The organism is Streptomyces sp. STAM6 (genome assembly GCF_054963715.1).
The window spans coordinates 325,555-346,654 of the sequence record NZ_JBUEFZ010000003.1; the positions used below are offsets into that span (position 1 = coordinate 325,555).

Genomic DNA, 21,100 nt, shown 5'->3' on the forward strand with positions numbered 1-21,100 from the left:
TAATTGCACAACGCTGTGCAAAGAACGTGACGGAAGGAAGGGCGAACCGCGCCATGCGTCTCGTCATGACCGAGCCGGTCGACACGACGGACCGGCCCTACCCCCGGCGCTGGTGGGCGCTGCTCGTGCTCTGCCTGAGCCTGTTGATCATCGTGATGGCGAACACCGCGCTGACGGTCGCCGCCCCCGACATGACCCAGGACCTCGGGCTCACCAGCTCCGACCTCCAGTGGGTGATCGACGGATACACCGTCCCCTACGCCGCGCTGATGCTGCTCCTCGGCGCGATCGGCGACAAGTACAGCCGGCGCGGCGCGCTCGTCCTGGGCCTCGTCGTCTTCGGCGGCGGCGCGATAGCCGGCTCCCTCGTCGACTCCGCCACGGGAGTCATCGCCGCCCGTGCCGTCATGGGTGTCGGCGCGGCCATGATCATGCCCGCCACCCTTTCGCTGCTCGCCGCGACCTTCCCGAAGGCCGAACGCGCCAGGGCGATCGTGCTGTGGACCGCCACCGCCGGACTGGCCATCGCCGCCGGACCGCTGGTCGCCGGCGCACTGCTGGAGAACCACGGCTGGGCGTCCACGTTCCTGATCAACGTCCCGGTCGCCGCGCTCGCCGTCGTCGGAGCCTTCGTGCTCGTCCCGCCGTCGAAGGCCGCCCGGCACGGCCGTATCGACTACGCCGGCGGGCTGCTCTCCGTCGTGTGGATCGGCGCCCTCGTCTACATGATCATCCAGGGGCCGCACTTCGGCTGGGACGTCAAGGCCGTCGGCGCGGCCGTCGCCGCAGGCGCCGGACTCGCCGCCTTCGTCGCCTGGGAGCTGCGCCACCCCCGTCCCGTCCTGGACGTCCGCCGCTTCCTCGACCGGGGCTTCGCCGGCTCCAACCTCGCCGTCGCGCTCTTCTTCCTCGCCGTCTTCGGCGCCTTCTACTATCTGACGCAGCACCTGCAGTTCGTGCTCGGCCACGACCCGCTCGACACGGGCGTGCGCATGCTGCCGCTCGCCGGCGCCGTCTTCGCCGGCTCGGCGCTCACCGGATACCTCACACCGCGCCTCGGCATGAGGACCACCGTCACCGCCGGCATGGCGCTCGGCACCCTCGCCCTCGCGCTGCTCACCCGGGTCGACGTCTCCTCGGGATACGGGGACTTCGTCGCCCCGCTGGTCATCCTGGGCCTGGCGATCGGCCTGGCGCTCTCGCCCTGCACCGACGCGATCATGGGCGCGTTCCCCGAGTCGGAGCTGGGCGTCGGCGGCGCCGTCAACGACACGTCGCTGGAGCTGGGCGGCTCCCTCGGCATCGCCGTGCTCGGCTCGGTGCTGGCCTCCTCCTACGCGTCCGGCCTCGGCGACGCGACGGAGGGCAGCAAGCTGCCCGCCTCCGCCCTGGAGGCCGCGCAGGACTCGGTGGGCGCGGGATACGCCGTCGCCCAGGGCATCGGCGAGAAGGCCGAGGCGCTGCTCGGCCAGGCCGCCCGCAACCCGGAGCAGGCCGCCGGGCTCAAGGCGCAGGCGGCGGAGCTGTCCGAGGGCGCCCGCCGGATGTCCGACGCCGTGAGCTCCGCCTTCTCCGACGCGGTGGCCCACACCAGCCTGATCGGCGCGGTCGTCCTCGGCGCGGGGACGGTCCTGGTGGCCGTGCTACTGCCGCGCCGCGCGAAGCGCACGGAGACGGTGGCGCAGGAGCGCGAGCCCGAGCCGGCCTGACGCGCCACGGACTCGGACCCGGCGCCGGGGGGCGCCGGGTCCGTCGCGTCAGAGACTTCCGGCGGCGTCCAGCTGACGCAACTCCCCTTCGTCCAGCACCAGATGGGACGCGGCCGCCGAGTCCCGTGCCGTCTCCGGACGGCTCGCGCCCGGGATGGGGACCACCACGGGGGAGCGGGACAGGGCCCAGGCGAGGGCCACCTGCTGGGGGCTCACCCCGCGGGTCCGGGCCACCCGGTGGAAGGCGCCGAAGCGAGGGTCCTCCTCCTGGGCGAAGGCGCCGTCCAGGGAGCTGCGCGAGATGCCGCCGAGAGGGCTCCAGGGCAGGAACGCCAGTCCCAGGTCGGAGCAGAGGCGCAGCTCCGGCTCGCTGTCCCGGACGGCGGGGGAGTACCGGTTCTGCACGGAGGCCAGCCGGTCGCCCAGGATCTCGCGGGCCAGCCGGATCTGCGCCACGTCCACGTTCGAGACGCCCGCCAGCCGGACCGTGCCGGCGTCCAGCAGATCGCGGATCGCGCCCAGCGACTCGGCGTACGGCACGTCGGGGTCGGGCTTGTGCAGCTGGTACAGCCCGATCGCCTCGACGCCGAGCCGCTTCGCCGACGCCTCCGCCGCACGCCTCAGCCGGGCGGGATCGCCGTCGACCGTCCAGCCGCCGTCCGCGGTGCGGCCACGACCGCCCTTGGTGGCGACGAGCACCCGGTCGGTACCGCCGCCGTACGCGGCGAGGGCACGGGCCACGAGCAGCTCGCCGGTGCCGGGTTCGCCACCGGGCGCGTAGTACGAGTCGGCCGTGTCGATCAGGGTGACGCCCGCGTCGAGTGCGGCGTGCAGGGTGGCGAAGGCCCGCTTCTCGTCCGGGTGCCCCTCGATCGACAGCGGCATGGCGCCGAGGCCGACGGCGCCGACCTCGATGTCACCGATGCGCCTCATGCCCGGCCTCCGAGGGTCTCGCCGACGGCCCGGTCCAGCCAGTCGGAGCTGTGGCGGAAGGAGAAACCGAGCGCGGTGGCCCGGGAGTTGTCCATGGCGTACGCGCGGGCGAAGGAGAACGGCGACACCGCGCCGACCTCCACCTCCCGGAACACGGCCCGGCCGCCGACCCGCCGCTCGACCGCCGCGCAGATGTCGGCCGTGGTGAGAGGCCCGTGGGAGTGGGCGTTCACGGGGCCGGTGAAGTCCCGCTCGGCCGCCCAGGCGAGGAACTCCGCGATCTCCTCGACATAGACATAGGTCGCCGGGTGGTTCACCGCCGGGACGGCGATGGGCTCGCCCGCCCGGATGCGGTCCGCGTAGTGGCCGACGCGTCCGGTGAAGTCGTCGGCGCCACCGATCACATGGGCGACGCGCACCGTCGTGAACGGCACCACGGGGTCTTGGGTGAAGACGGCCTCGGCCTGCCGCTTGCCCTCGCCGTAGTGGGCGTCGCGGAAGCCGGGGTCGTCCCAGGGCAGGCCGAGGTCCACGGCCACGGTGCGCGGATCGACCGCGTCCTCGCGCACCGGCGAGAGCGAGTGCTCGTACTCGTAGACCTCGACCGTCGACGTCATCACATAGCGCCGGGCCCGGCCGGCGAAGACGCGCCGGGCGACGTCCGCCTGGCGCGGTGTGTAGCAGACCTGGTCGACGACGACATCGAAATTCCGCGGGCCGAGCGCCGCGGAGAAAGCCTTTTCGTCGTCGCGGTCGGCGACGAGATGAAAAGCGCCTGCGGGCGGCGCGGAGGAACCGCGATTGACGACGGTCACCTCATGTCCCGAGGCCAGCAGCCGCTCAATGAGACGCTTTCCGAAATACCGGCTCCCGCCGATCACGCATATCCGAAGCATGTGCACCAGTGTTACGTTGACGGGCCGTAGCCTGAAGGGGGAAACATGGGAGATCCGGTCGCCGCACCGAAAGAACAACGGAATCCGCGGCCCGCCGCCAACGAAACCGCGGCGGTCTCCTTCGACCAGGTCGACCGGCAGATCCTGGAGCACATCCAGCGCGACGGCCGGATCAAGCTGAGCGAGCTCGGCCGCCGTGTCCGGCTCAGCCCCGCGGCCGTCGCCGAACGCGTCCGCCGTCTGGAGTCCTGCGGCGCCGTCACCGGATACGGGGCGCACGTCTCCCCGGCCCGCCTCGGCTACGGCATCCAGGCGTTCATCCGGGTCAACCCGCACGGCGGCTACACCTTCAGACACCCGAGGACGCTGGAGCTGCTGGCCCGGCCCGAGATCCTTGAGGCCCACCACGTGGTGGGCGAGGACTGCTGGATCCTCAAGGTCGCGGTGACCGACACGGCGCACCTGGAGGACGTGCTGGAGCAGACCTCGGCCCTCGGCCGTACGACGACGTCGATCGTGCTGTCCTCACCGGTGGAGCGCAAACCGCTGTTGCCTTGACGTCCGCGTCAAGGAATACGGTCGGGCACATGCGCATAGGCGAACTGGCGGAGCGCGCGGGCACGACCACGCGCACTCTGCGCTATTACGAGTCCCGCGGCCTCCTGCCCGCCCGGCGGGCGGTGAACGGCTACCGCACCTACGACGAGGACGACCTCAGGCTGCTCCAGCAGATCCGCACGCTCCAGGACTTCGGCTTCGACCTGGAGGAGACCCGCCCGTTCGTCGACTGCCTGCGCGCAGGCCACCCGGCGGGCGACGCCTGCCCGGCCTCGCTCGACGTCTACCGCCGCAAGCTCGCCGAGCTGGACGGCCTCATCGACCAGCTCCGGGCGGTCCGCTCCGAGGTGGCCACCCGGCTCGCTCTGGCGACCGAAGTGCCCGAACCCGCCTGCGCATTCGAAAGGACGACGGAATGATCCACGCCCAGGGAGTGGCCGAGGTGACGGATGCCGACTTCGACCGGGAGGTCCTCGCCGCGGACCGCCCGGTCCTGGTCGAGTTCACCGCCGACTGGTGCGGCCCCTGCCGCCAACTGGCCCCGGTGCTCAGTGAGGTGGCCGCCGAGGAGGAGGCCCGCCTGAAGGTGGTCCAGCTCGACGCCGACACCAATCCGGAGGTGATGGCCCGCTACGCCGTGCTGTCCATGCCCACCCTGATGCTCTTCCGTGCCGGCGAACCGGTGAGGTCCCTGGTGGGAGCCCGCCCCAAGCGCCGCCTGCTGCGGGAACTGGAGGACGCGATCGGCTAGGGCGTGTTTCGAAAGTGGCGTCGTCCGCCCGGAGGGCGGGCCCCCGGCCAGACGGGACTCTCGAACACGCACTGGCCCCGGCCGCTGTCGGCGGCGGCTGCCATGATGCGGGCACGCGCAGGACGAGCACAAGGAGTGCCCATGGGTACGTGGGGGACGGGTCCCTTCGACAACGACACCGCGGCGGACTTCGCCGGCGACCTCGACGACCTCGAGCCCGGCGCACGGCCCGCGTACGTGCGGGCGGCGCTCGCCCGGGTCGTCGAATCCTCCGGATACCTCCAGGCGCCGGAGGCGGACGAGGCGGTCGCGGCGGCGGCGATCGTGGCGGCCGGGCTCCCGGGAGGGGAGCCGTGGGACACCGTCTACGGACCCGAGGAGCCGGTGGGCGATCTGCCGGCCGAGTGCGCGAGCCTCGCCGTGCGGGCGCTGGAAAGGATCACCGGGCCCGGCTCCGAGCCGGCCGACCTGTGGAAGGACGGTCAGGACACCGGCGAATGGGGCCGGGTGATCGAGCAGCTGCTCGCCGTGCTCCGCGGCCCGGCGGACACGACGACGGGGTGAGAACGGTTCCCCGCGGAAAAAACACCCCGGCCGGAATGTCGGCCGGGGTGTTTTTTCGCGTATATTTAATGGTTCGCATGCGCGCATGACGAAGCGCACGCGGAAGTTGAATAAGCGCACTGTATCGCGGCGGGAGTCGAATTGTCAACCGAGGAATTTCGGAAAGAGCAGCGATTCATCAGCGAGCTCTACGCCCGACTCGACGACCTGAGGGACCAGGCCGAGAGCGCCGTGCGGGCCGCGCTCAAGCGCGGGGGGAACGGGTACCAGGCGCGCCTGGAGCGCGACGTGCTGGTCGCCGAGCAGTCAGGGCTGCTCGCCGCGTTCGACGCCGGGGAGAACGGGCTCTGTTTCGGGCGCCTGGTGTTCAAGGACGGCCGCGACCACCACATCGGCCGGATCGGCATCCGCGAGGACGACGCCGAACGCACGCCGCTCGTCGTCGACTGGCGCGCCGAGGTCGCCCGGCCGTTCTACCTCGCCACCGGCCACGAGCCGATGGGGCTGAAGAGGCGCCGCCACATCCGCACCAAGGGGCGGGAGGTCACCGCCCTGCACGACGAGATCCTCGACCTCCACGACACCACCCGCACCGGACACGAGCACCGCGACGCCGACGAGGTGCTGCTCGCCGCGCTCGAAGCCGCCCGCACCGGCCGCATGGCCGACATCGTGCAGACCATCCAGGCCGAGCAGGACCGCATCATCCGCGCCCCGCACCAGGGTGTCCTCGTCGTGGAGGGCGGACCCGGCACCGGCAAGACCGCCGTCGCGCTGCACCGGGCCGCCTATCTCCTCTACGCCCACCGCGAGCAGCTCGCCCGCCGCGCCGTGCTCATCGTCGGACCCAACCCCGCCTTCCTCGGCTACATCGGGGAGGTCCTGCCCGCCCTCGGCGAGACCGGCGTGCTGCTCGCCACCATGGGCGAGCTCTACCCCGGCGTCCACGCCACCGGCACCGACAGCCCCGAGGCCGCCGAGATCAAGGGCCGGGCCACCATGGCCGGCATCCTCGCCCAGGTCCTGCGCGACCGGCAGACCGTGCCGCCCACCGAGTCGCCCCTGGAGATCGACCACGACGACTACGGCACCCTGCTGCTGGACCGGAACATGGCCGAGGACGCCCGCTGGGACGCCCGCTCCACCGGCCTGCCGCACAACCTCGCCCGCCCCCGCTTCGCGTTCCGCGTCATCGACGCGCTGACCGAACAGCTCGCCGACCGGCTCGGCGCCGACCCCTTCGGCGGCCCCAACCTCCTCGACGCCTCCGACATCACCCAGATGCGCAAGGAGATCGCCGCCAGCCCCGAGGTGCACGCCGCCATCGACACGCTGTGGCCCACGCTCACCCCGCAGGCGCTCGTCGCCGGATTCCTCGCCGAGCCCGACGGCCACCTGCCCGACGGCGAGGCGGAGTTCGTACGCCGCGGGACCGGCCCCTGGACCCCCGCCGACGTACCCCTCCTGGACGAGGCGGCCGAACTCCTCGGTCACGACGACACCGCCGAGCGCGCCGCCGCCGAACGGGAACGCAACCTGCGCATCGCCTACGCCCAGGGCGTCCTCGACGTCTCCTACGCCTCACGGACCCACGAGTTCGAGGACGCCGAGTCCGAGGTGCTGACGGCCCACGACATCATCGACGCCGAGCGGTTCGCCGACCGCCACGAGGAGGCCGACCACCGCAGCGCGGCCGACCGCGCCGCCGCCGACCGCACCTGGGCCTTCGGCCACATCATCGTCGACGAGGCGCAGGAGCTGTCCGCGATGGCGTGGCGGCTGCTGATGCGCCGCATCCCGACCCGCTCGATGACCCTCGTCGGCGACCCCGCCCAGACGGGCGACCCGGCCGGCCTCGGCTCCTGGCACGAGATCCTCGCCCCGTACGTCGGCGACCGCTTCGAGCATGTGACGCTCGGGGTCAACTACCGCACCCCGGCCGAGATCATGGAGGTCGCCGCGGCGGTGCGCCGCACCGAGGACCCGGACTTCGAGCCGCCGAGGTCCGTGCGGTCCACGGGCACCGCCCCCTGGGAGATCAGCTCCGACGACCTGGCCCGTGACGTCGCCGCGGCCGTACGGCGTGAGCTGCCCGCCGAGGGCAGGCTCGCGGTGGTCGCCCCGGCCACCCACCATCCCGCTCTCGCCGCCGTCCTGCCGGAGGCCGCCCAGGGCCCCGCCCCCGACCTCACCCGGCCGGTGGTCCTGCTGGACCCCCGGCAGGCCAAGGGCCTGGAGTTCGACACGGTGATCGTCGCCGACCCGGACGCCATCAGGAACAGCGGGCCGCACGGCGTCAACGACCTGTATGTCGCGCTGACCCGTGCGACCCAGCGGCTCGGCGTCGTCAGGCAGGCCTGAACCACACCGTGGCCAGCGGCGGCAGCGTCAGGCGTACGTGCCCCGACTCCGGTTTCACCGGGTCGGCGTTGCGCACATCGCTGCCGCCGTACCGCGCCGCGTCCGTGTTCAGGACCTCCGCCCAGGCGGGCACGCCCTCAGGCACCCACAGCCGGTAGTCCTGCCGCACCACCGGCGAGAAGTTGCTCACCGCCAGCAGCGGAGCACCCTTCGCGTCGTACCGCAGGAACGCGAAGACGTTGTCGTCGGCGGCGTCCCCGAGCGACCACTGGAAGCCCTCCGGCACGGTGTCCCGCTCCCACAGCGCCGGCGTGCGCGTGTACACCGCGTTCAGGTCGCGCACCAGCTCCCGGACACCCCGGTGGTCGCCCGCCGAGTGGTAGTCGTCCCGCGTCAGCCACCACTCGGGGCCGTGCGCCTCCGACCACTCGGCGCCCTGTGCGAACTCCTGGCCCATGAACAGCAGCTGCTTGCCGGGGTGGGCCCACATGTAGCCGAGGTACGCCCGGTGGTTGGCGCGCCGCTGCCACCAGTCGCCCGGCATCTTCGACACCAGCGCCTGCTTGCCGTGCACCACCTCGTCGTGCGAGATCGGCAGGACGTAGTTCTCGCTGTACGCGTACACCATCGAGAACGTCATCTCGTTGTGGTGGTACTTGCGGTGCACCGGCTCCTTCGAGACGTACACCAGCGAGTCGTGCATCCAGCCCATGTTCCACTTCAGGCCGAAGCCCAGCCCGCCGTGATCGGTGGGCCGGGTGACGCCCTCCCAGGCGGTCGACTCCTCGGCGATCGTCACGACGCCGGGGCAGCGACGGTAGACCGTGGCGTTCATCTCCTGCAGGAAGGCCACCGCGTCGAAGTTCTCCCGGCCGCCGTACTCGTTCGGCGCCCAGTCGCCGCCCTCGCGCGAGTAGTCCAGATAGAGCATCGAGGCGACGGCGTCGACCCGCAGCCCGTCGATGTGGAACTCCTCGCACCAGTACACGGCGTTCGCCACCAGGAAGTTCCGGACCTCCGTGCGGCCGTAGTCGAACTCCAGCGTTCCCCAGTCGGGGTGCTCGGCCCGCCGCGGGTCCGGGTGCTCGTAGAGCGGTGTCCCGTCGAACCGCGCCAGCGCCCAGTCGTCCTTGGGGAAGTGCGCCGGCACCCAGTCGACCAGGACCCCGATGCCCGCCCGGTGACAGGCGTCCACGAAGAACCTGAAGTCGTCGGGCGAGCCCAGCCGCGCGGTCGGCGCGTAGTAGGACGTGACCTGGTAGCCCCACGAGGGGCTGTACGGGTGCTCGGCCACCGGCATCAGCTCCACATGGGTGAAGCCGAGGTCCTTCACGTACGCCGGCAGCTGCTCGGCGAGCTCCCGGTAGGTCAGGCCGGGCCGCCAGGACGGCAGGTGGACCTCGTAGACGGAGAACGGCGCCTCGTGGGCCGGCCGGTCGCCGCGGTGGGCCATCCACTCCTCGTCCTGCCAGACGTAGTGGGACGCCGTGACGACCGAGGCCGTCTCCGGCGGGCACTGGGCGCGGCGGGCCATCGGGTCCGCGCGCAGGGAACGGCCGCCGTCGGGCCCGACCACCTCGAACTTGTAGAGCGTGCCCTCACCGAGGCCGGGCACGAACAGCTCCCACACGCCGCTGCGGCCGAGGGAGCGCATCGGTAGCCCCGTGCCGTCCCAGTGGCTGAACTCCCCGGCCAGCCGCACCCCGCGGGCGTTCGGCGCCCACACCGTGAAGCGGGTGCCGGTCACACCTTGATGGGTCATCGGGTGCGCCCCGAGCGCCTTCCACAGCTCCTCGTGGCGGCCCTCCCCGATCAGATGGAGGTCCAGTTCCCCGAGGGCGGGCAGGAAGCGGTACGGGTCCTCGATCTCCGTCCGGTTGTCGTCGGAGTACTCCACGAGCAGCCGGTAGTCCGGCACCCCGGGCAGGGGCAGGACGGCGGAGAACAGCCCGTCGCCGTCACTGTGGAGCTCGGTCCGCACCCCGTCGGCGAGCAGCGTCACCGCCCGCGCGAACGGGCGCAGCGCCCGGAACGCGATGCCCCCGGCCACCGGGTGCGCCCCCAGCAGCGCGTGCGGATCGTGGTGCTCCCCGGCGAGCAGCCGCCCCCGGTCGGCCGCGTCGAGCGGGGCGGGCGTCACGCCGTCGGCGCTCGTGCGGGGCCCCGGTGTCGCGCCGGGCGGCGGCGTGGGGAGTGCGGTGGCCTCCCTCAGAGGGGTCTTCTTGGCGGCCGGTGCCTTCTCGGCGGCCGGGGCCGGGTTACGGGTCGGACGGCGGGGGGTCACGGGGAAAGGCCTCCTCGGGCTTCAGGGGTGGGCTGCGCGGCCAGGCGGCGGATCGCCGCCATGGGGACCGGTAGCCAGTCGGGTCGGTGCCGGGCCTCGTACAGGACCTCGTACACGGCCTTGTCCGTCTCGTACGCGCGCAGCAGCGCGGGCTCGGTGCGCGGGTCGGTGCCCGACGCCTCGGCGTAGCCGGTGCAGTAGGCGTCCCGGCACTTGTCCGCCCAGTCGAGGTTCCAGGGACTGGAGGTCCGGCCCGCTCGCGCGGAGTCGTGAGGCTGCGGAGGCGTGCGGGCGGCGTAGTCGAAGGAGCGCAGCATGCCGGCCACGTCGCGGACCGGCGGCTGCGGGCGGCGGCGCTCGGCGAGCGGCTTCGCGGGCTCGCCCTCGAAGTCGATCACCGACCAGTCGCCGTCCCGCGCCCGGAGGGTCTGGCCGAGGTGCAGGTCGCCGTGCACCCGCTGGGCACGCCAGGCGGTGCTGCCCTGCTCCAGCCGGCCCACCGCCTCGAAGGCGGCGCGCAGCCCGGGGACGTACGGCATGAGCGCCGGGACGGCCTGGGCGGCGGTGTCCAGCCGCCGGCTCATGCCGGCGGCGAGGTTCTCGGTCTGCCGGGGGCCGAGGGCCACCGTCGGCAGGGCTTCGGCGAGGGCCGTGTGGACCTCGGCGGTGGCCCGGCCCAGCGCCCGGGCCTCCTCGGTGAAGTCCCGTCCGGCGGTGAGGGCGTCCAGGGCGAGCTGCCAGCCGTCCTGGGAGCCGCGCAGGTAGGGCTGCAGGACGCCCAGGGTGCTGGCCTCGGGCCGGCCGTTGCCGGTCTCGTACCAGGCCACCGGGGCGGGTACCCGTCGGCAGCCGGCCCGGGCCAGGGCCAGGGGCAGTTCCAGGTCCGGGTTGGCGCCCGCCCAGACCCGCCGGAACACCTTCAGGATGTACGCATCGCCGTACACCAGCGAGGAGTTGGACTGCTCGGTGTCCAGCGCACGGGGGACGAGGCCTTCCGGGATGGCGACGGTGCGGGAGAACCGCAGCGGGCCCATCGGGCCGGGAGTGCGCAACCGTTCCAGCAGCAGCGCCGCCAGGCGCGGATCGCTCAGTCCCTCGTAGACCGTCCGGCCGGTCAGCGGGCCGTCCGGTACGCGGCCGATCAGGGCGGGCGCGAGCTGCGGCGGCAGATTCGTCCGCACCCCCAGCAGCAGCTGGTAGCAGTCGGCGGGGGGCGCGGTGGTGATGCCCGGCTGCTGGACCCGCACGAGCAGGTGCAGCAGCCCGGGACCGGTCGTGTCGACCGGCAGCAGTTCGGTGGCCGAGACCAGGGTGAAGCCCGTCACCGGGCGGCCCTTGCCCGCGAACCAGCGCTGCCGCGGCAGCCATTCGTGGAGCAGGGGCACCAGCGAGGGGAGGAGGGCGACCGGGGCCCGGGCGGTGGATGCGGTCTCCGACATGGCAGCGCGTCCTTTCCCCGGGCACTACAGAATGCACAGAACGTGCAGAGTGTCCCGGAATGCGGCGAGTGCTGTCCGGCTGTGCGGGACGTGTCGGGCGGGGATGGTCGAGATAGACCCGAATCGACGTATGAGGGGGAGAGTGCCCAGGGCGGGACGGTGGAAACGCCCCGCCCCGGGGCTCCTTGAGAATGTGTCAGGCGGTGCGGATCTTCAGGCTCTTGCCCGTCTTCACGGCGTCTTTGCGGAGCCTGAACCAGTAGAAACCGTGACCCGCGAGAGTGAGCAGATACGGCCATTCGCCGATGGCCGGGAAGCGCACCCCGCCGATCAGCTCCACCGGGTGCATCCCGTTGAACCGGCGCAGGTCCAGCTCGGTCGGCTGGGGGAAGCGCGAGAAGTTGTGGACGCACATGACCAGGTCGTCCCCGTATTCCCGGAGGAAGGCGAGGACCGCCGGGTTCGACGACGGCAGTTCGGTGTAGGAGCCGAGGCCGAAGGCCGGGTTCTGCTTGCGGATCTCGATCATCCGCCGGGTCCAGTGCAGCAGCGACGACGGCGAGGCCATGGACGCCTCGACGTTGGTGACCTGGTAGCCGTAGACCGGGTCCATGATGGTCGGCAGGTACAGGCGGCCGGGGTCGCAGGAGGAGAAGCCGGCGTTGCGGTCGGGCGTCCACTGCATCGGGGTCCGTACGGCGTCACGGTCGCCCAGCCAGATGTTGTCGCCCATGCCGATCTCGTCGCCGTAGTACAGGATCGGCGAGCCGGGCAGGGACAGCAGCAGCGCGGTGAACAGCTCGATCTGGTTGCGGTCGTTGTCGAGCAGCGGCGCGAGACGGCGGCGGATGCCGATGTTGGCGCGCATCCGCGGGTCCTTGGCGTACTCCGCGTACATGTAGTCGCGCTCTTCGTCGGTGACCATTTCCAGGGTCAGCTCGTCGTGGTTGCGCAGGAAGATGCCCCACTGGCAGCCCGCCGGGATCGCCGGGGTCTTGGCCAGGATTTCGGAGACGGGGTAGCGGGACTCCCGGCGGACGGCCATGAAGATGCGCGGCATCACCGGGAAGTGGAAGGCCATGTGGCACTCGTCGCCACCGGCGGGGAAGTCGCCGAAGTAGTCGACGACGTCCTCGGGCCACTGGTTGGCCTCCGCGAGGAGCACGGTGTCCGGGTAGGCCGCGTCGATCTCCTTGCGCACCCGCTTGAGGAAGGCGTGCGTGGCGGGCAGGTTCTCGCAGTTGGTGCCCTCCTCCTGGTAGAGGTAGGGCACGGCGTCGAGGCGGAAGCCGTCGATGCCCAGGTCCAGCCAGAAGCGGAGCGCGGACAGGATCTCCTGCTGCACCGCGGGGTTCTCGTAGTTCAGGTCGGGCTGGTGGGAGAAGAACCGGTGCCAGTAGTACTGCTTGCGGACCGGGTCGAAGGTCCAGTTGGACGTCTCGGTGTCGACGAAGATGATCCGGGCGTCCTCGAACTGCTTGTCGTCGTCGGCCCAGACGTAGTAGTCGCCGTAGGGGCCGTCCGGGTCGGTGCGGGACTCCTGGAACCACGGGTGCTGGTCGCTGGTGTGGTTCATGACGAAGTCGATGATCACCCGCATGCCGCGCTGGTGGGCGGCGTCGACGAACTCGACGAAGTCGGCGAGGTCGCCGAACTCGGGCAGCACCGATGTGTAGTCCGAGACGTCGTAACCGCCGTCCCGCAAGGGGGACTTGAAGAACGGCGGGAGCCAGAGGCAGTCCACGCCCAGCCACTGCAGGTAGTCCAGCTTGGCGGTGATGCCTTTGAGGTCGCCCACCCCGTCGCCGTTGCTGTCCTGGAAGGAGCGGACCAGTACCTCGTAGAACACGGCGCGCTTGAACCAGTCGGGATCGCGGTCCTTGGCGGGGGTGTCCTCGAAGGTGTCGTGGACGGGCTCGTTGACGATCATGATGTGGGTGACCCTCCGATCGGCGGGGACGGTCGCAGGACCAGGATGTGCGCGGGCGTGACGCCCGGCTCCAGGCGCACGTAGTTGGCCCTGCCCCAGTGATAGGTCTCGCCGGTGAGCTCATCGCGCACCGGCACGGTCTCGTGCCAGTCGAGGCCGAGCTCCGGCATGTCCAACGAGACCGTCGCCTCCTGGGTGTGGTGGGGGTCGAGGTTGACGACCATCAGAAGGATGTTCGAGCCGGATCGTTTGCTGTAGGCGATGACCGCGTCGTTGTCGGCGTGATGGAAGTGCACCGACCGCAACTGGCGCAGTGCGGCGTTGCGCCGCCGGATCCGGTTCAGTGCCGTGATCAACGGTGTGATCGTACGGCCCTCGCGCTCGGCGGACTCCCAGTCCCGCGGACGCAGTTCGTACTTCTCGGAGTTCAGGTACTCCTCGCTGCCCGGCCGCACCGGTGTGTTCTCGCACAGTTCGTACCCGGCGTACATGCCCCAGCTGGGCGACATCGTCGCGGCGAGCACGGCCCGGACCTCGAAGGCCGGGCGGCCGCCGTGCTGGAGGTAGGCGTGCAGGATGTCCGGGGTGTTCACGAAGAAGTTGGGCCGCATGTACGCGGCGGCGTCCCCGGCCAGCTCGGTGACGTACTCGGTCAGCTCCTGCTTGGTGTTGCGCCAGGTGAAGTAGGTGTACGACTGCTGGAAGCCGATGGCGCCCAGGGTGTGCATCATCGCCGGGCGGGTGAACGCCTCGGCCAGGAAGATCACGTCCGGGTCGGTCCGGTTGATGTTCGCGATGACCTTCTGCCAGAACACCACCGGCTTGGTGTGCGGGTTGTCCACCCGGAAGATCCGTACGCCGTGGGACATCCAGAAGCGCAGCACCCGCAGCGTCTCGCGGACGATGCCGCGCATGTCCCGGTCGAACGCGATCGGATAGATGTCCTGGTACTTCTTCGGCGGGTTCTCGGCGTACGCGATGGTCCCGTCGGCCCGGTGGTGGAACCACGCCGGGCGCTTGCCCACCCACGGGTGGTCGGGCGAGCACTGCAGCGCGAAGTCCAGCGCCACCTCCAGGCGCAGCTCGCGGGCGCGCGCGACGAAGGCGTCGAAGTCGTCGATGGTGCCGAGGTCCGGGTGGATCGCGTCGTGCCCGCCCTCGGGCGAGCCGATCGCCCACGGCACGCCCACGTCGTCCGGCTCCGGCGAGAGCGTGTTGTTGCGGCCCTTGCGGAAGGTGGTGCCGATCGGGTGGATCGGGGGCAGGTACACCACGTCGAACCCCATCGCGGCGATCGCGGGCAGCCGCTCGGCGGCGGTGCGCAGTGTGCCGGAGACCAGCCGGCCGTTCTCCTCCCTCGCGCCCTCGGAGCGCGGGAACATCTCGTACCAGGAGCCGTACAGCGCCCGCTCCCGCTCGACGAGCAGCGGCAACGGCTTGGACGCGGTGACCAGTTCCCGCAGGGGGTGCCGGGCCAGGGCGTCCACCGCCTCCTCGGCGAGGGCGGCCGCGTACCGCTCGGCGGCGGAGCGCTTGGTGTCGCGCAGGGCGTCCACCACCGCGAGCACGGCCTCGCGGCCGTCGCTCTTGGGCACGCCCTCGGCGGCGCGCTCGTGCAGCACGGCGCCGTCGGCGAGCACCAGTTCGGTGTCGATACCCGCCGGGATCTTGATACCGGCGTGGTGCCGCCAGGTGGCGACCGGGTCGCTCCAGGCCTCGACCCGGTAGGACCAGCGGCCTTCGGCCGTCGGGGTGACGTCGGCGCCCCAGCGGTCGGTGCCGGGCGCCAGTTCACGCATGGGGGTGAACGGGCCCTCGTTGCCGGCCGGGTCGGTCAGCACCACGTTGGCGGCCACCGCGTCGTGGCCTTCCCGGAAGACGGTGGCGGTGATCCGGAAGGTCTCGCCGGCCACCGCCTTGGCGGGCCTTCTGCCGCAGTCGACCAGCGGACGTACGTCGAGGACGGGAATGCGACCAATCAGCGAATTCACGGCATCACCTGAGGGTAGCTTGCGGGGTTTCGCTCTTTGTAGCTGCTCCGTTGACGAGTGGCTGGGCGCAGGCATCACCGCTCCTGTCCGGGTTCACTCGGGTGGGCGGGTACCGGTGGAGCCTTCCCACACTCTTCGTGTGGGCAATCCGGCGGATTGTTAACTACTAGGGGGTACGTCGACCGACAAGAACCGGCCCCGTTCGGAGTAATAACGGGACCGGTTCTTGTTTGGGAGTGTCATTTCCCTGACTGGAGCAGTCTGTTTGCTGTTCGAATTTGATCGTTCGAGGAAGGGTGTGCTCGACGCGCTCACGCCCGCGACTGTGCGTCCTGCTCCTCCGGATCGCTCGCCCAGACCTGCCACGGCTGCCGCGTCACCCACTCGTCGACCGGCGTCGGCGTCACCGGCAGCGCCTCGCCGAAGGCCCCGTCGCCGCCCGCGAGCAGCATCGGGTCGAGCCCCGTCGCCATGTAGTGGTAAATGCCCGCGACACCCGCCGCCGCCTGCGGACCCAGCACCTGGGCGAGCCCCCGCTCGAACACCTCCGCAGGCAGCGGGCGATAGGCCACCGCCCGCCCCAGCCCGTGCCCGAACGCCACGGCGAGCTCGGCGCCGGTCAGCGTGCGGTCCCCGCCGATGTCGAACGCACGGCCCTGGACGCCCTCCACCGTGAGCGCGGCCAGCACCGCCTCCGCGAGGTCCCGGTGCGACAGCCAGGCCACCGGTACGTCGGCGGGCAGCGGATAGGCGAGGACCCCGTCGTTCACCAGAGCCGGACCGTTCCACGGGCTGAAGAGATTGTCCAGATAGACCGGCGGACGCAGGACCACCAGCGGCACCCCGCTCTCGCGCAGCACGGCCTCCACGATCCGCCGGGTCTCGAACGCCGCCACGTCGGTGCTCGCCCGCGGCACACGCGTGTTGGCGTTGTACACCAGCCGGCCCACCCCGGCCTCCACGGCCGCCGTCGCGATGTTGCGCGCGTACACCAGCACCCGGGCCGGGTCGTACACCAGCGGCATCGTCACCGCGGCGTGCGTCGCGCCGGTGAAGAGCTGCCGCACGTCCTCGAGGCTGCCGAGGTCCCCGGCCGCGCACGAGACGCCCGGCAGCGGCGGCCGGTCGCCCTCGGGGCGCCGGGTCAGCGTACGGACCCGGTGCCCCCGTTCGGCCAGGAGGCGGGCGATCGCACCGCCCTGGAAGCCGGTCGCTCCCACCACTGCCACACGCATCGGAATGTGATCGGACATATGCCTGAAGGGCCCTTCGATAGGGTGTGTCTGCTGCCATGACGGCACTTCTCAGGCTGGCGGCGGCGGCTTTGGCCGATCAATTAACAAAATGGGGCGGGGGTTGAAGGATCGTCCATGGATACCGTGCGTACCGAGAACGACGACCTCCTCAGCGAGCTGCTGAAGCCGCTGCGTCTCACCGGCGTCTTCGACAGCCGATGGCACGTCAGGGCACCCTGGGCGATCGAGGGCGACGCCGAGCAGAGCTGCGCCGTCCTGCACTACATCGTGGAGGGCGGCTGCTGGATCACCGCCGAGGGCCAGGCGCCCATCGAACTGCGCGCCGGTGACCTCGCGGTCTTCCCGACCGGCACCGCGCACCGGCTCGCCGACCGGCCCGAGCGGCAGGGCGTCCCGCTCAAGTCCGTACTGCCCGAACGGGAACCCGGCACGTCCGGCGAGATCCGCATCGGCGGCGAGGGCCCGGAGAGCCGGCTGTTGTGCGCCGGGCTGCACTACGACGCCAGCGCCGCCACCGGCCTGTACAAGGCGCTGCCCTGGGCACTCGTCCTCGACGACGTCCAGGTAGAACGCGAACCGCTGCTGCGCGACACCCTGCGGCTGCTCGCCGACCCCGACCGGCCCGTCGGACCGGGGGACCGGCTCATCACCCTGCGGGCCTTCGAGATGGCGCTGGTGCTCGCGCTGCGGCCGCTGCTGCGGGAGTTCACCGAGAAGCCCGAGGCGCTGCCGGTGCTGCACCACCCCGGGGTCAGCCGCGCCATGGTCATGATCGCGACCCGGTTCGCCGAACCCTGGACGATCGAGTCACTCGCCCGCGAGGTCGGCATGTCCCGCTCCGCGTTCACCGCCGCCTTCCGCTCCCTGGTCGGCGAGGCTCCCGCCCGCCATCTGACGGGGCGGCGCATGCAGGAGGCGGCCAGGCTGCTCTGCGAGACGTCGCTGCCGCAGTCCGCGGTGCCGCAACGGGTCGGCTACCAGAGCGCCGTCGGCTTCCACCTGGCGTTCCGCAAATGGTTCGGCGTCACCCCCGGGGAGTACCGGACGAGTGGGGCCAGCGCTGCCTGAATCGCGCCGGAGCCGCCGGAAACGGGCGGAAATCGACTGGCCGGTTCTTAAGGACCGCAGGACGGTCGTTCATTGCCGCAGGCAGGGGCGGCGGGTCAGGCTCGGCTCGCAACGCCGTTCCGCAAGAGGAGAAAAGGTGACGAGGTCCGGTCAGGAGTATCTGGAGTCGCTGCGCGACAGCCGCGAGATATGGCTCGACGGCGAGCGGGTCGAGGACGTCACCCGGCACCCCGGCTTCCGCAACACCGCGGCGTCCTTCGCCCGGCTGTACGACCTGGCCCACGACTCCGAGCACACCCCGGTCCTCACCCGGGACGGCGTCCACCGCGCGTTCACGATCCCGCGCTCGTACGAGGACCTCGTGGCCCGCCGCCGGGCCTACAAGGTCTGGGCCGAGGCGAGCTTCGGCTTCCTGGGCCGCACACCGGACTACATGGCCGGCGGCGCCGCCGGCTTCGCCGCGCTGCCACAGACGTTCACCACCGACGCGTACGACGGGGCGCCGAACGCCCTCGCCTACCACCGGCGGCTCGCCGAGGGCGACCTCTTCCCGGCCTTCACCATCAGCAACCCGCAGATCGACCGGACCAAGCCGGCCTCCGAGCAGGAGGAGGACGACCTGGTGGTGAGGGTGGTCGCCGAGAAGGACGGCGGCATCGTGGTCCGCGGCGCCAAGATGATCGGCACCGCCGCCGTCTTCGGCAACGAGGTCGTGGTCGGCACCATCGAGCCGCTCGCCCCGCACGACGTCGAACACGCCGTCTGCTTCTCGGTCCCGCTCGGCACCCCCGGCCTGAAGCTGATCTCCCGGACGTCGTACGAGGCCCGGGCGCGCAGTGTCTTCGACAACCCGCTCTCCTCCCGCTTCGACGAGAACGACGCGCTGCTGGTCTGCGACGACGTGTTCGTGCCGTGGGAGCACGTCCTCACCTACCGGGACGTCGACACGTCCTTCCGGATGTGGTGGGAGACCCCCGCCTACCTGAACTTCGTCCACCAGGCGGCCACCCGCTTCTGGACCAAGCTGGAGTTCCTCACCGGCATCGCCATCCTGCTCACGCGGGCGAACAACACCCACCAACTGCCGCCCGTCACCCAGGCCGTCGGCAGGCTCCTCGGCCGGGTCGCCCAGGCCAAGGCGTTCGTGCTGGCCGCCGAGGCGTCGTACGCGCCGGTCGACGGCGGCCGCGGCGGTGTGGCACCCGGCAAGGACATCTCCTTCGCCCAGCGCATCATGGCCGGCGAGCTGTACCCGCAGGCCGTCCAGGAGATCAAGCTGCTGGCCGGCGGTGGGCTCATCCAGCTCCCCGCGTCCGGCGAAGACCTGCTCCACCCCGATCTCGGCCCGCTCGTCAGGAAGTACATCCGTTCTCCCGGCACCCCCGCGGAGCAGCGGGTCAAGCTCCTGAAGCTCGCCTGGGACGCGCTCGGCTCCGAATTCGCCGGCCGTCACGAGCAGTACGAGCGCTTCTACCACGGCGCCCCGCACGTCTATCTCACCCAGCAGGCCTGGGAGGGCGGGGGCGACGCCTGCGAAGCCCTGGCCCGTACCTGCCTGGACGATTACGCCCTCGGGAGCGAACGGTGACCGCCCGCAGCGCCCCGGGCGCGGACGACCCCGGCTGGGGCGCGGCCCGCCGGGCCCCCGCCCTCCGGTGTCCGGGGCCGGCGACGCCCGCGGCGCGCCCGAGGCCCGGCCCGGCCCCCGGCACCGCGACCGGGGCGCCACCGCGAAGCACACATCCGCCACGGGCGGCGCACGTCCCGCGGGCCCGCGCACGGCTCGCCGCGTGCGCGGGGGCCGGTGGCCGCGCGGGAGGCCGGGTGCCCGGGCGGCCGGGGGTGACCCCGTGAGCGGACGGCCAGGGGCCCAGGGGCGGGCCCTCGCCCTGCTGGCGGGCACACAACTGCTGCTCATCATGGACACCGCGATCATCAACGTCGCGCTGCCGTCCATCGGCGACGACATCGGCTCCGGCTCCGCCGGGCTCTCCTGGGTCGCCAACGCCTTCCTCATCACCTTCGGCGGGCTGCTGCTCCTCGGCGGGCGCACCGCCGATCTCCTCGGGCACCGGCGGGTGTTCCTCGCCGGACTCGGGCTGCTCGGCGCGTCGTCGGCCGCCGGGGCGCTGGCCGGTGGCGCTCCCCTCCTGGTGACGGCACGGGCCGTCCAGGGCGTGGGCGCGGCGCTCGCCGCGGCCGCCGCGTTCGCCCTCCTGTTGATCCTCTTCCCGGACGGGCCCGCACGGCACCGGGCCCTGGGGGTGTTCGCCGCCATGGGGGGCCTCGGCGGCGTCCTCGGCACCGTACTCGGCGGCGTCCTCACCGAGCTCCTCGGCTGGCGCTCCACCTTCTGGCTCAACGTGGCGGGCGCCCTCCTGCTCGCCCTCCTCGCACTGCGCCTCCCGGGCGGCGAGGCCGCCCGCACAGGCGATTCCGGCACGGCCGCGGGACGGGGCTCCGACCTGCCCGGCGCGCTCACCGCCACCGGCGGGCTCGGCCTCCTCGCCTACGCCCTGGTCGGCGCGGGCGAGGCCGGATGGACCGGCCCGCGGACCCTCGCGGCGGGCGGCGCGGGCCTCGCCCTGCTCGCCGCCTTCGCCGTGCTGGAGCGGCGGACCGCCCACCCCCTCGTGCCGCCCGCCGTCCTCGCCCGGCCCGCGCTGCGGCTCGCCAACGGTCTGGGCGCACTCGCCCAGATGGCGCTCTTCCCCATGTTCTTCCTCGTCAGCCTCCATCTGCAGACCGTGCTCGGACACTCCCCGCTGGGCGGCGGACTCGGCCTGCTGCCCCTGTCCCTGGTGGTCGTCGCCCTCGCCCCGCAGACCGGCCGCATCATCGTCCGGCTGGGCCTCGGCCGGACCATGACCCTCGGGTTCGCCCTGCTCTTCGCCGGCACGACCTGGCTCGCGCTCGCGCTCGAACCCGACGGCACCTTCCTCACCACCGTCCTCGCACCCAGCCTCGTGCTGGGTGCCGCCCTGCCGCTGGTGATGGTCACCACCAACGTGGCCGCCACGGCCGGGGCCTCGCCCGGGGAGACGGGCCTGGCCTCCGGTCTCATCAACACCAGCCAGCAGTTCGGGTCCGTACTGGGCCTCGCCGTCCTCGTGGCCGTCGCCACCTCGTCCACCGGCACGGCGACGGCGGCCGGCGAGACCGCGGGCCACCGGGCCGCGCTCCTCGTCGGCGCCGCCTTCGCGGCGGCGGGTGCCCTGCTCTCCTTACGGCTGCCCGAGTCCGCGCCCGCACCGGCGCCGCCACGCCGGGCCGAGAGGCCGACCGAGCAAAAACACGGCCGGGTGGGCGAATCGCGGTGACCGCCTGACCGAGCGGGACCGCGCCACTCCCTGATCCCAC

At 72.1% G+C, this 21,100-nt stretch carries 16 protein-coding genes; 9 read left to right on the plus strand and 7 right to left on the minus strand.

Going from position 1 to position 21,100, the window contains the following annotated elements; genetic code table 11:
- The first annotated feature begins 53 nt into the window (after positions 1-53).
- Positions 54-1,709: an MFS transporter gene (locus ACY34K_RS06245; RefSeq protein ID WP_462744556.1), complete on the plus strand. Its 1,656-nt coding sequence runs from the start codon at positions 54-56 to the stop codon at positions 1,707-1,709.
- 48 nt (positions 1,710-1,757) lie between these two features.
- On the opposite strand, the gene ACY34K_RS06250 is transcribed toward ACY34K_RS06245, so the two are convergent.
- Positions 1,758-2,642: an aldo/keto reductase gene (locus ACY34K_RS06250; protein WP_462744558.1), complete on the minus strand. Its 885-nt coding sequence runs from the start codon at positions 2,640-2,642 to the stop codon at positions 1,758-1,760.
- A complete protein-coding gene (locus tag ACY34K_RS06255; RefSeq protein ID WP_462744560.1) occupies positions 2,639-3,538 on the minus strand; it encodes an NAD-dependent epimerase/dehydratase family protein in 900 nt (299 codons plus the stop codon). Before ACY34K_RS06255 ends, ACY34K_RS06250 begins: the two co-directional genes overlap by 4 nt.
- A gap of 45 nt (positions 3,539-3,583) precedes the next feature.
- On the opposite strand from ACY34K_RS06255, the gene ACY34K_RS06260 reads away from it, so the two are divergent.
- The 5 genes from ACY34K_RS06260 (at position 3,584) to ACY34K_RS06280 (ending at position 7,772) form a co-directional block, all read left to right on the plus strand.
- Positions 3,584-4,096 carry an Lrp/AsnC family transcriptional regulator gene (locus ACY34K_RS06260; RefSeq protein WP_462744562.1) on the plus strand — a complete coding sequence of 171 codons (513 nt, stop codon included), beginning with the start codon at positions 3,584-3,586 and terminating at the stop codon, positions 4,094-4,096.
- A 29-nt stretch (positions 4,097-4,125) separates the two neighbouring features.
- A complete protein-coding gene (locus tag ACY34K_RS06265) occupies positions 4,126-4,515 on the plus strand; it encodes a MerR family transcriptional regulator (RefSeq protein WP_462744564.1) in 390 nt (129 codons plus the stop codon).
- Complete coding sequence (gene trxA, locus ACY34K_RS06270) at positions 4,512-4,847, plus strand: thioredoxin (protein ID WP_462744566.1); 336 nt, start codon at positions 4,512-4,514, stop codon at positions 4,845-4,847. The genes ACY34K_RS06265 and trxA overlap by 4 nt, the downstream gene beginning before the upstream one ends.
- Before the next feature lie 141 nt (positions 4,848-4,988).
- Positions 4,989-5,411 (plus strand): DUF4259 domain-containing protein, encoded by a 423-nt coding sequence (locus tag ACY34K_RS06275; protein WP_462744568.1) that lies wholly within the window; start codon positions 4,989-4,991, stop codon positions 5,409-5,411.
- A gap of 141 nt (positions 5,412-5,552) precedes the next feature.
- Positions 5,553-7,772 carry a HelD family protein gene (locus ACY34K_RS06280; protein WP_462744570.1) on the plus strand — a complete coding sequence of 740 codons (2,220 nt, stop codon included), beginning with the start codon at positions 5,553-5,555 and terminating at the stop codon, positions 7,770-7,772.
- Here the strand turns inward: ACY34K_RS06280 and glgB are convergent.
- The 5 genes from glgB to ACY34K_RS06305 all read right to left on the minus strand — a co-directional run bounded on the left by glgB (position 7,759) and on the right by ACY34K_RS06305 (position 16,651).
- The gene (gene glgB, locus ACY34K_RS06285; RefSeq protein ID WP_462744571.1) at positions 7,759-10,056 is read right to left on the minus strand and encodes a 1,4-alpha-glucan branching enzyme; all 2,298 of its coding nucleotides are present in this window, start codon (positions 10,054-10,056) and stop codon (positions 7,759-7,761) included. The two genes, ACY34K_RS06280 and glgB, sit on opposite strands and share 14 nt — an antisense overlap.
- A complete protein-coding gene (locus ACY34K_RS06290) occupies positions 10,053-11,495 on the minus strand; it encodes a maltokinase N-terminal cap-like domain-containing protein (protein WP_462744573.1) in 1,443 nt (480 codons plus the stop codon). The genes glgB and ACY34K_RS06290 overlap by 4 nt, the downstream gene beginning before the upstream one ends.
- Before the next feature lie 196 nt (positions 11,496-11,691).
- Positions 11,692-13,425: a maltose alpha-D-glucosyltransferase gene (gene treS, locus ACY34K_RS06295; protein ID WP_462744575.1), complete on the minus strand. Its 1,734-nt coding sequence runs from the start codon at positions 13,423-13,425 to the stop codon at positions 11,692-11,694.
- Positions 13,422-15,407, minus strand: coding sequence for an alpha-1,4-glucan--maltose-1-phosphate maltosyltransferase (locus ACY34K_RS06300; RefSeq protein ID WP_462744798.1), 1,986 nt, complete (start codon positions 15,405-15,407; stop codon positions 13,422-13,424). Before ACY34K_RS06300 ends, treS begins: the two co-directional genes overlap by 4 nt.
- A gap of 320 nt (positions 15,408-15,727) precedes the next feature.
- Positions 15,728-16,651, minus strand: a complete 924-nt coding sequence (locus ACY34K_RS06305; protein WP_462744577.1) for an SDR family oxidoreductase — start codon at positions 16,649-16,651, stop codon at positions 15,728-15,730.
- 135 nt (positions 16,652-16,786) lie between these two features.
- On the opposite strand from ACY34K_RS06305, the gene ACY34K_RS06310 reads away from it, so the two are divergent.
- From ACY34K_RS06310 to ACY34K_RS06320, 3 genes are all read left to right on the plus strand, one after another.
- Complete coding sequence (locus ACY34K_RS06310) at positions 16,787-17,740, plus strand: AraC family transcriptional regulator (RefSeq protein WP_462744579.1); 954 nt, start codon at positions 16,787-16,789, stop codon at positions 17,738-17,740.
- A 136-nt stretch (positions 17,741-17,876) separates the two neighbouring features.
- Positions 17,877-19,328 carry a 4-hydroxyphenylacetate 3-hydroxylase family protein gene (locus ACY34K_RS06315; protein ID WP_462744581.1) on the plus strand — a complete coding sequence of 484 codons (1,452 nt, stop codon included), beginning with the start codon at positions 17,877-17,879 and terminating at the stop codon, positions 19,326-19,328.
- A 262-nt stretch (positions 19,329-19,590) separates the two neighbouring features.
- Positions 19,591-21,060 (plus strand): MFS transporter, encoded by a 1,470-nt coding sequence (locus ACY34K_RS06320; protein ID WP_462744583.1) that lies wholly within the window; start codon positions 19,591-19,593, stop codon positions 21,058-21,060.
- Positions 21,061-21,100: the final 40 nt, after the last annotated feature.

Coding starts and splice junctions, on each gene's coding strand:
- ACY34K_RS06290 (WP_462744573.1), bottom strand. CDS start 11,495: ATGTCGGAGACCGCATCCACCGCCCGGGCCCCGGTCGCCCTCCTCCCC.
- ACY34K_RS06260 (WP_462744562.1), top strand. CDS start 3,584: ATGGGAGATCCGGTCGCCGCACCGAAAGAACAACGGAATCCGCGGCCC.
- ACY34K_RS06245 (WP_462744556.1), top strand. CDS start 54: ATGCGTCTCGTCATGACCGAGCCGGTCGACACGACGGACCGGCCCTAC.
- ACY34K_RS06250 (WP_462744558.1), bottom strand. CDS start 2,642: ATGAGGCGCATCGGTGACATCGAGGTCGGCGCCGTCGGCCTCGGCGCC.
- treS (WP_462744575.1), bottom strand. CDS start 13,425: ATGATCGTCAACGAGCCCGTCCACGACACCTTCGAGGACACCCCCGCC.
- ACY34K_RS06265 (WP_462744564.1), top strand. CDS start 4,126: ATGCGCATAGGCGAACTGGCGGAGCGCGCGGGCACGACCACGCGCACT.
- ACY34K_RS06305 (WP_462744577.1), bottom strand. CDS start 16,651: ATGCGTGTGGCAGTGGTGGGAGCGACCGGCTTCCAGGGCGGTGCGATC.
- ACY34K_RS06275 (WP_462744568.1), top strand. CDS start 4,989: ATGGGTACGTGGGGGACGGGTCCCTTCGACAACGACACCGCGGCGGAC.
- ACY34K_RS06255 (WP_462744560.1), bottom strand. CDS start 3,538: ATGCTTCGGATATGCGTGATCGGCGGGAGCCGGTATTTCGGAAAGCGT.
- trxA (WP_462744566.1), top strand. CDS start 4,512: ATGATCCACGCCCAGGGAGTGGCCGAGGTGACGGATGCCGACTTCGAC.
- ACY34K_RS06310 (WP_462744579.1), top strand. CDS start 16,787: ATGGATACCGTGCGTACCGAGAACGACGACCTCCTCAGCGAGCTGCTG.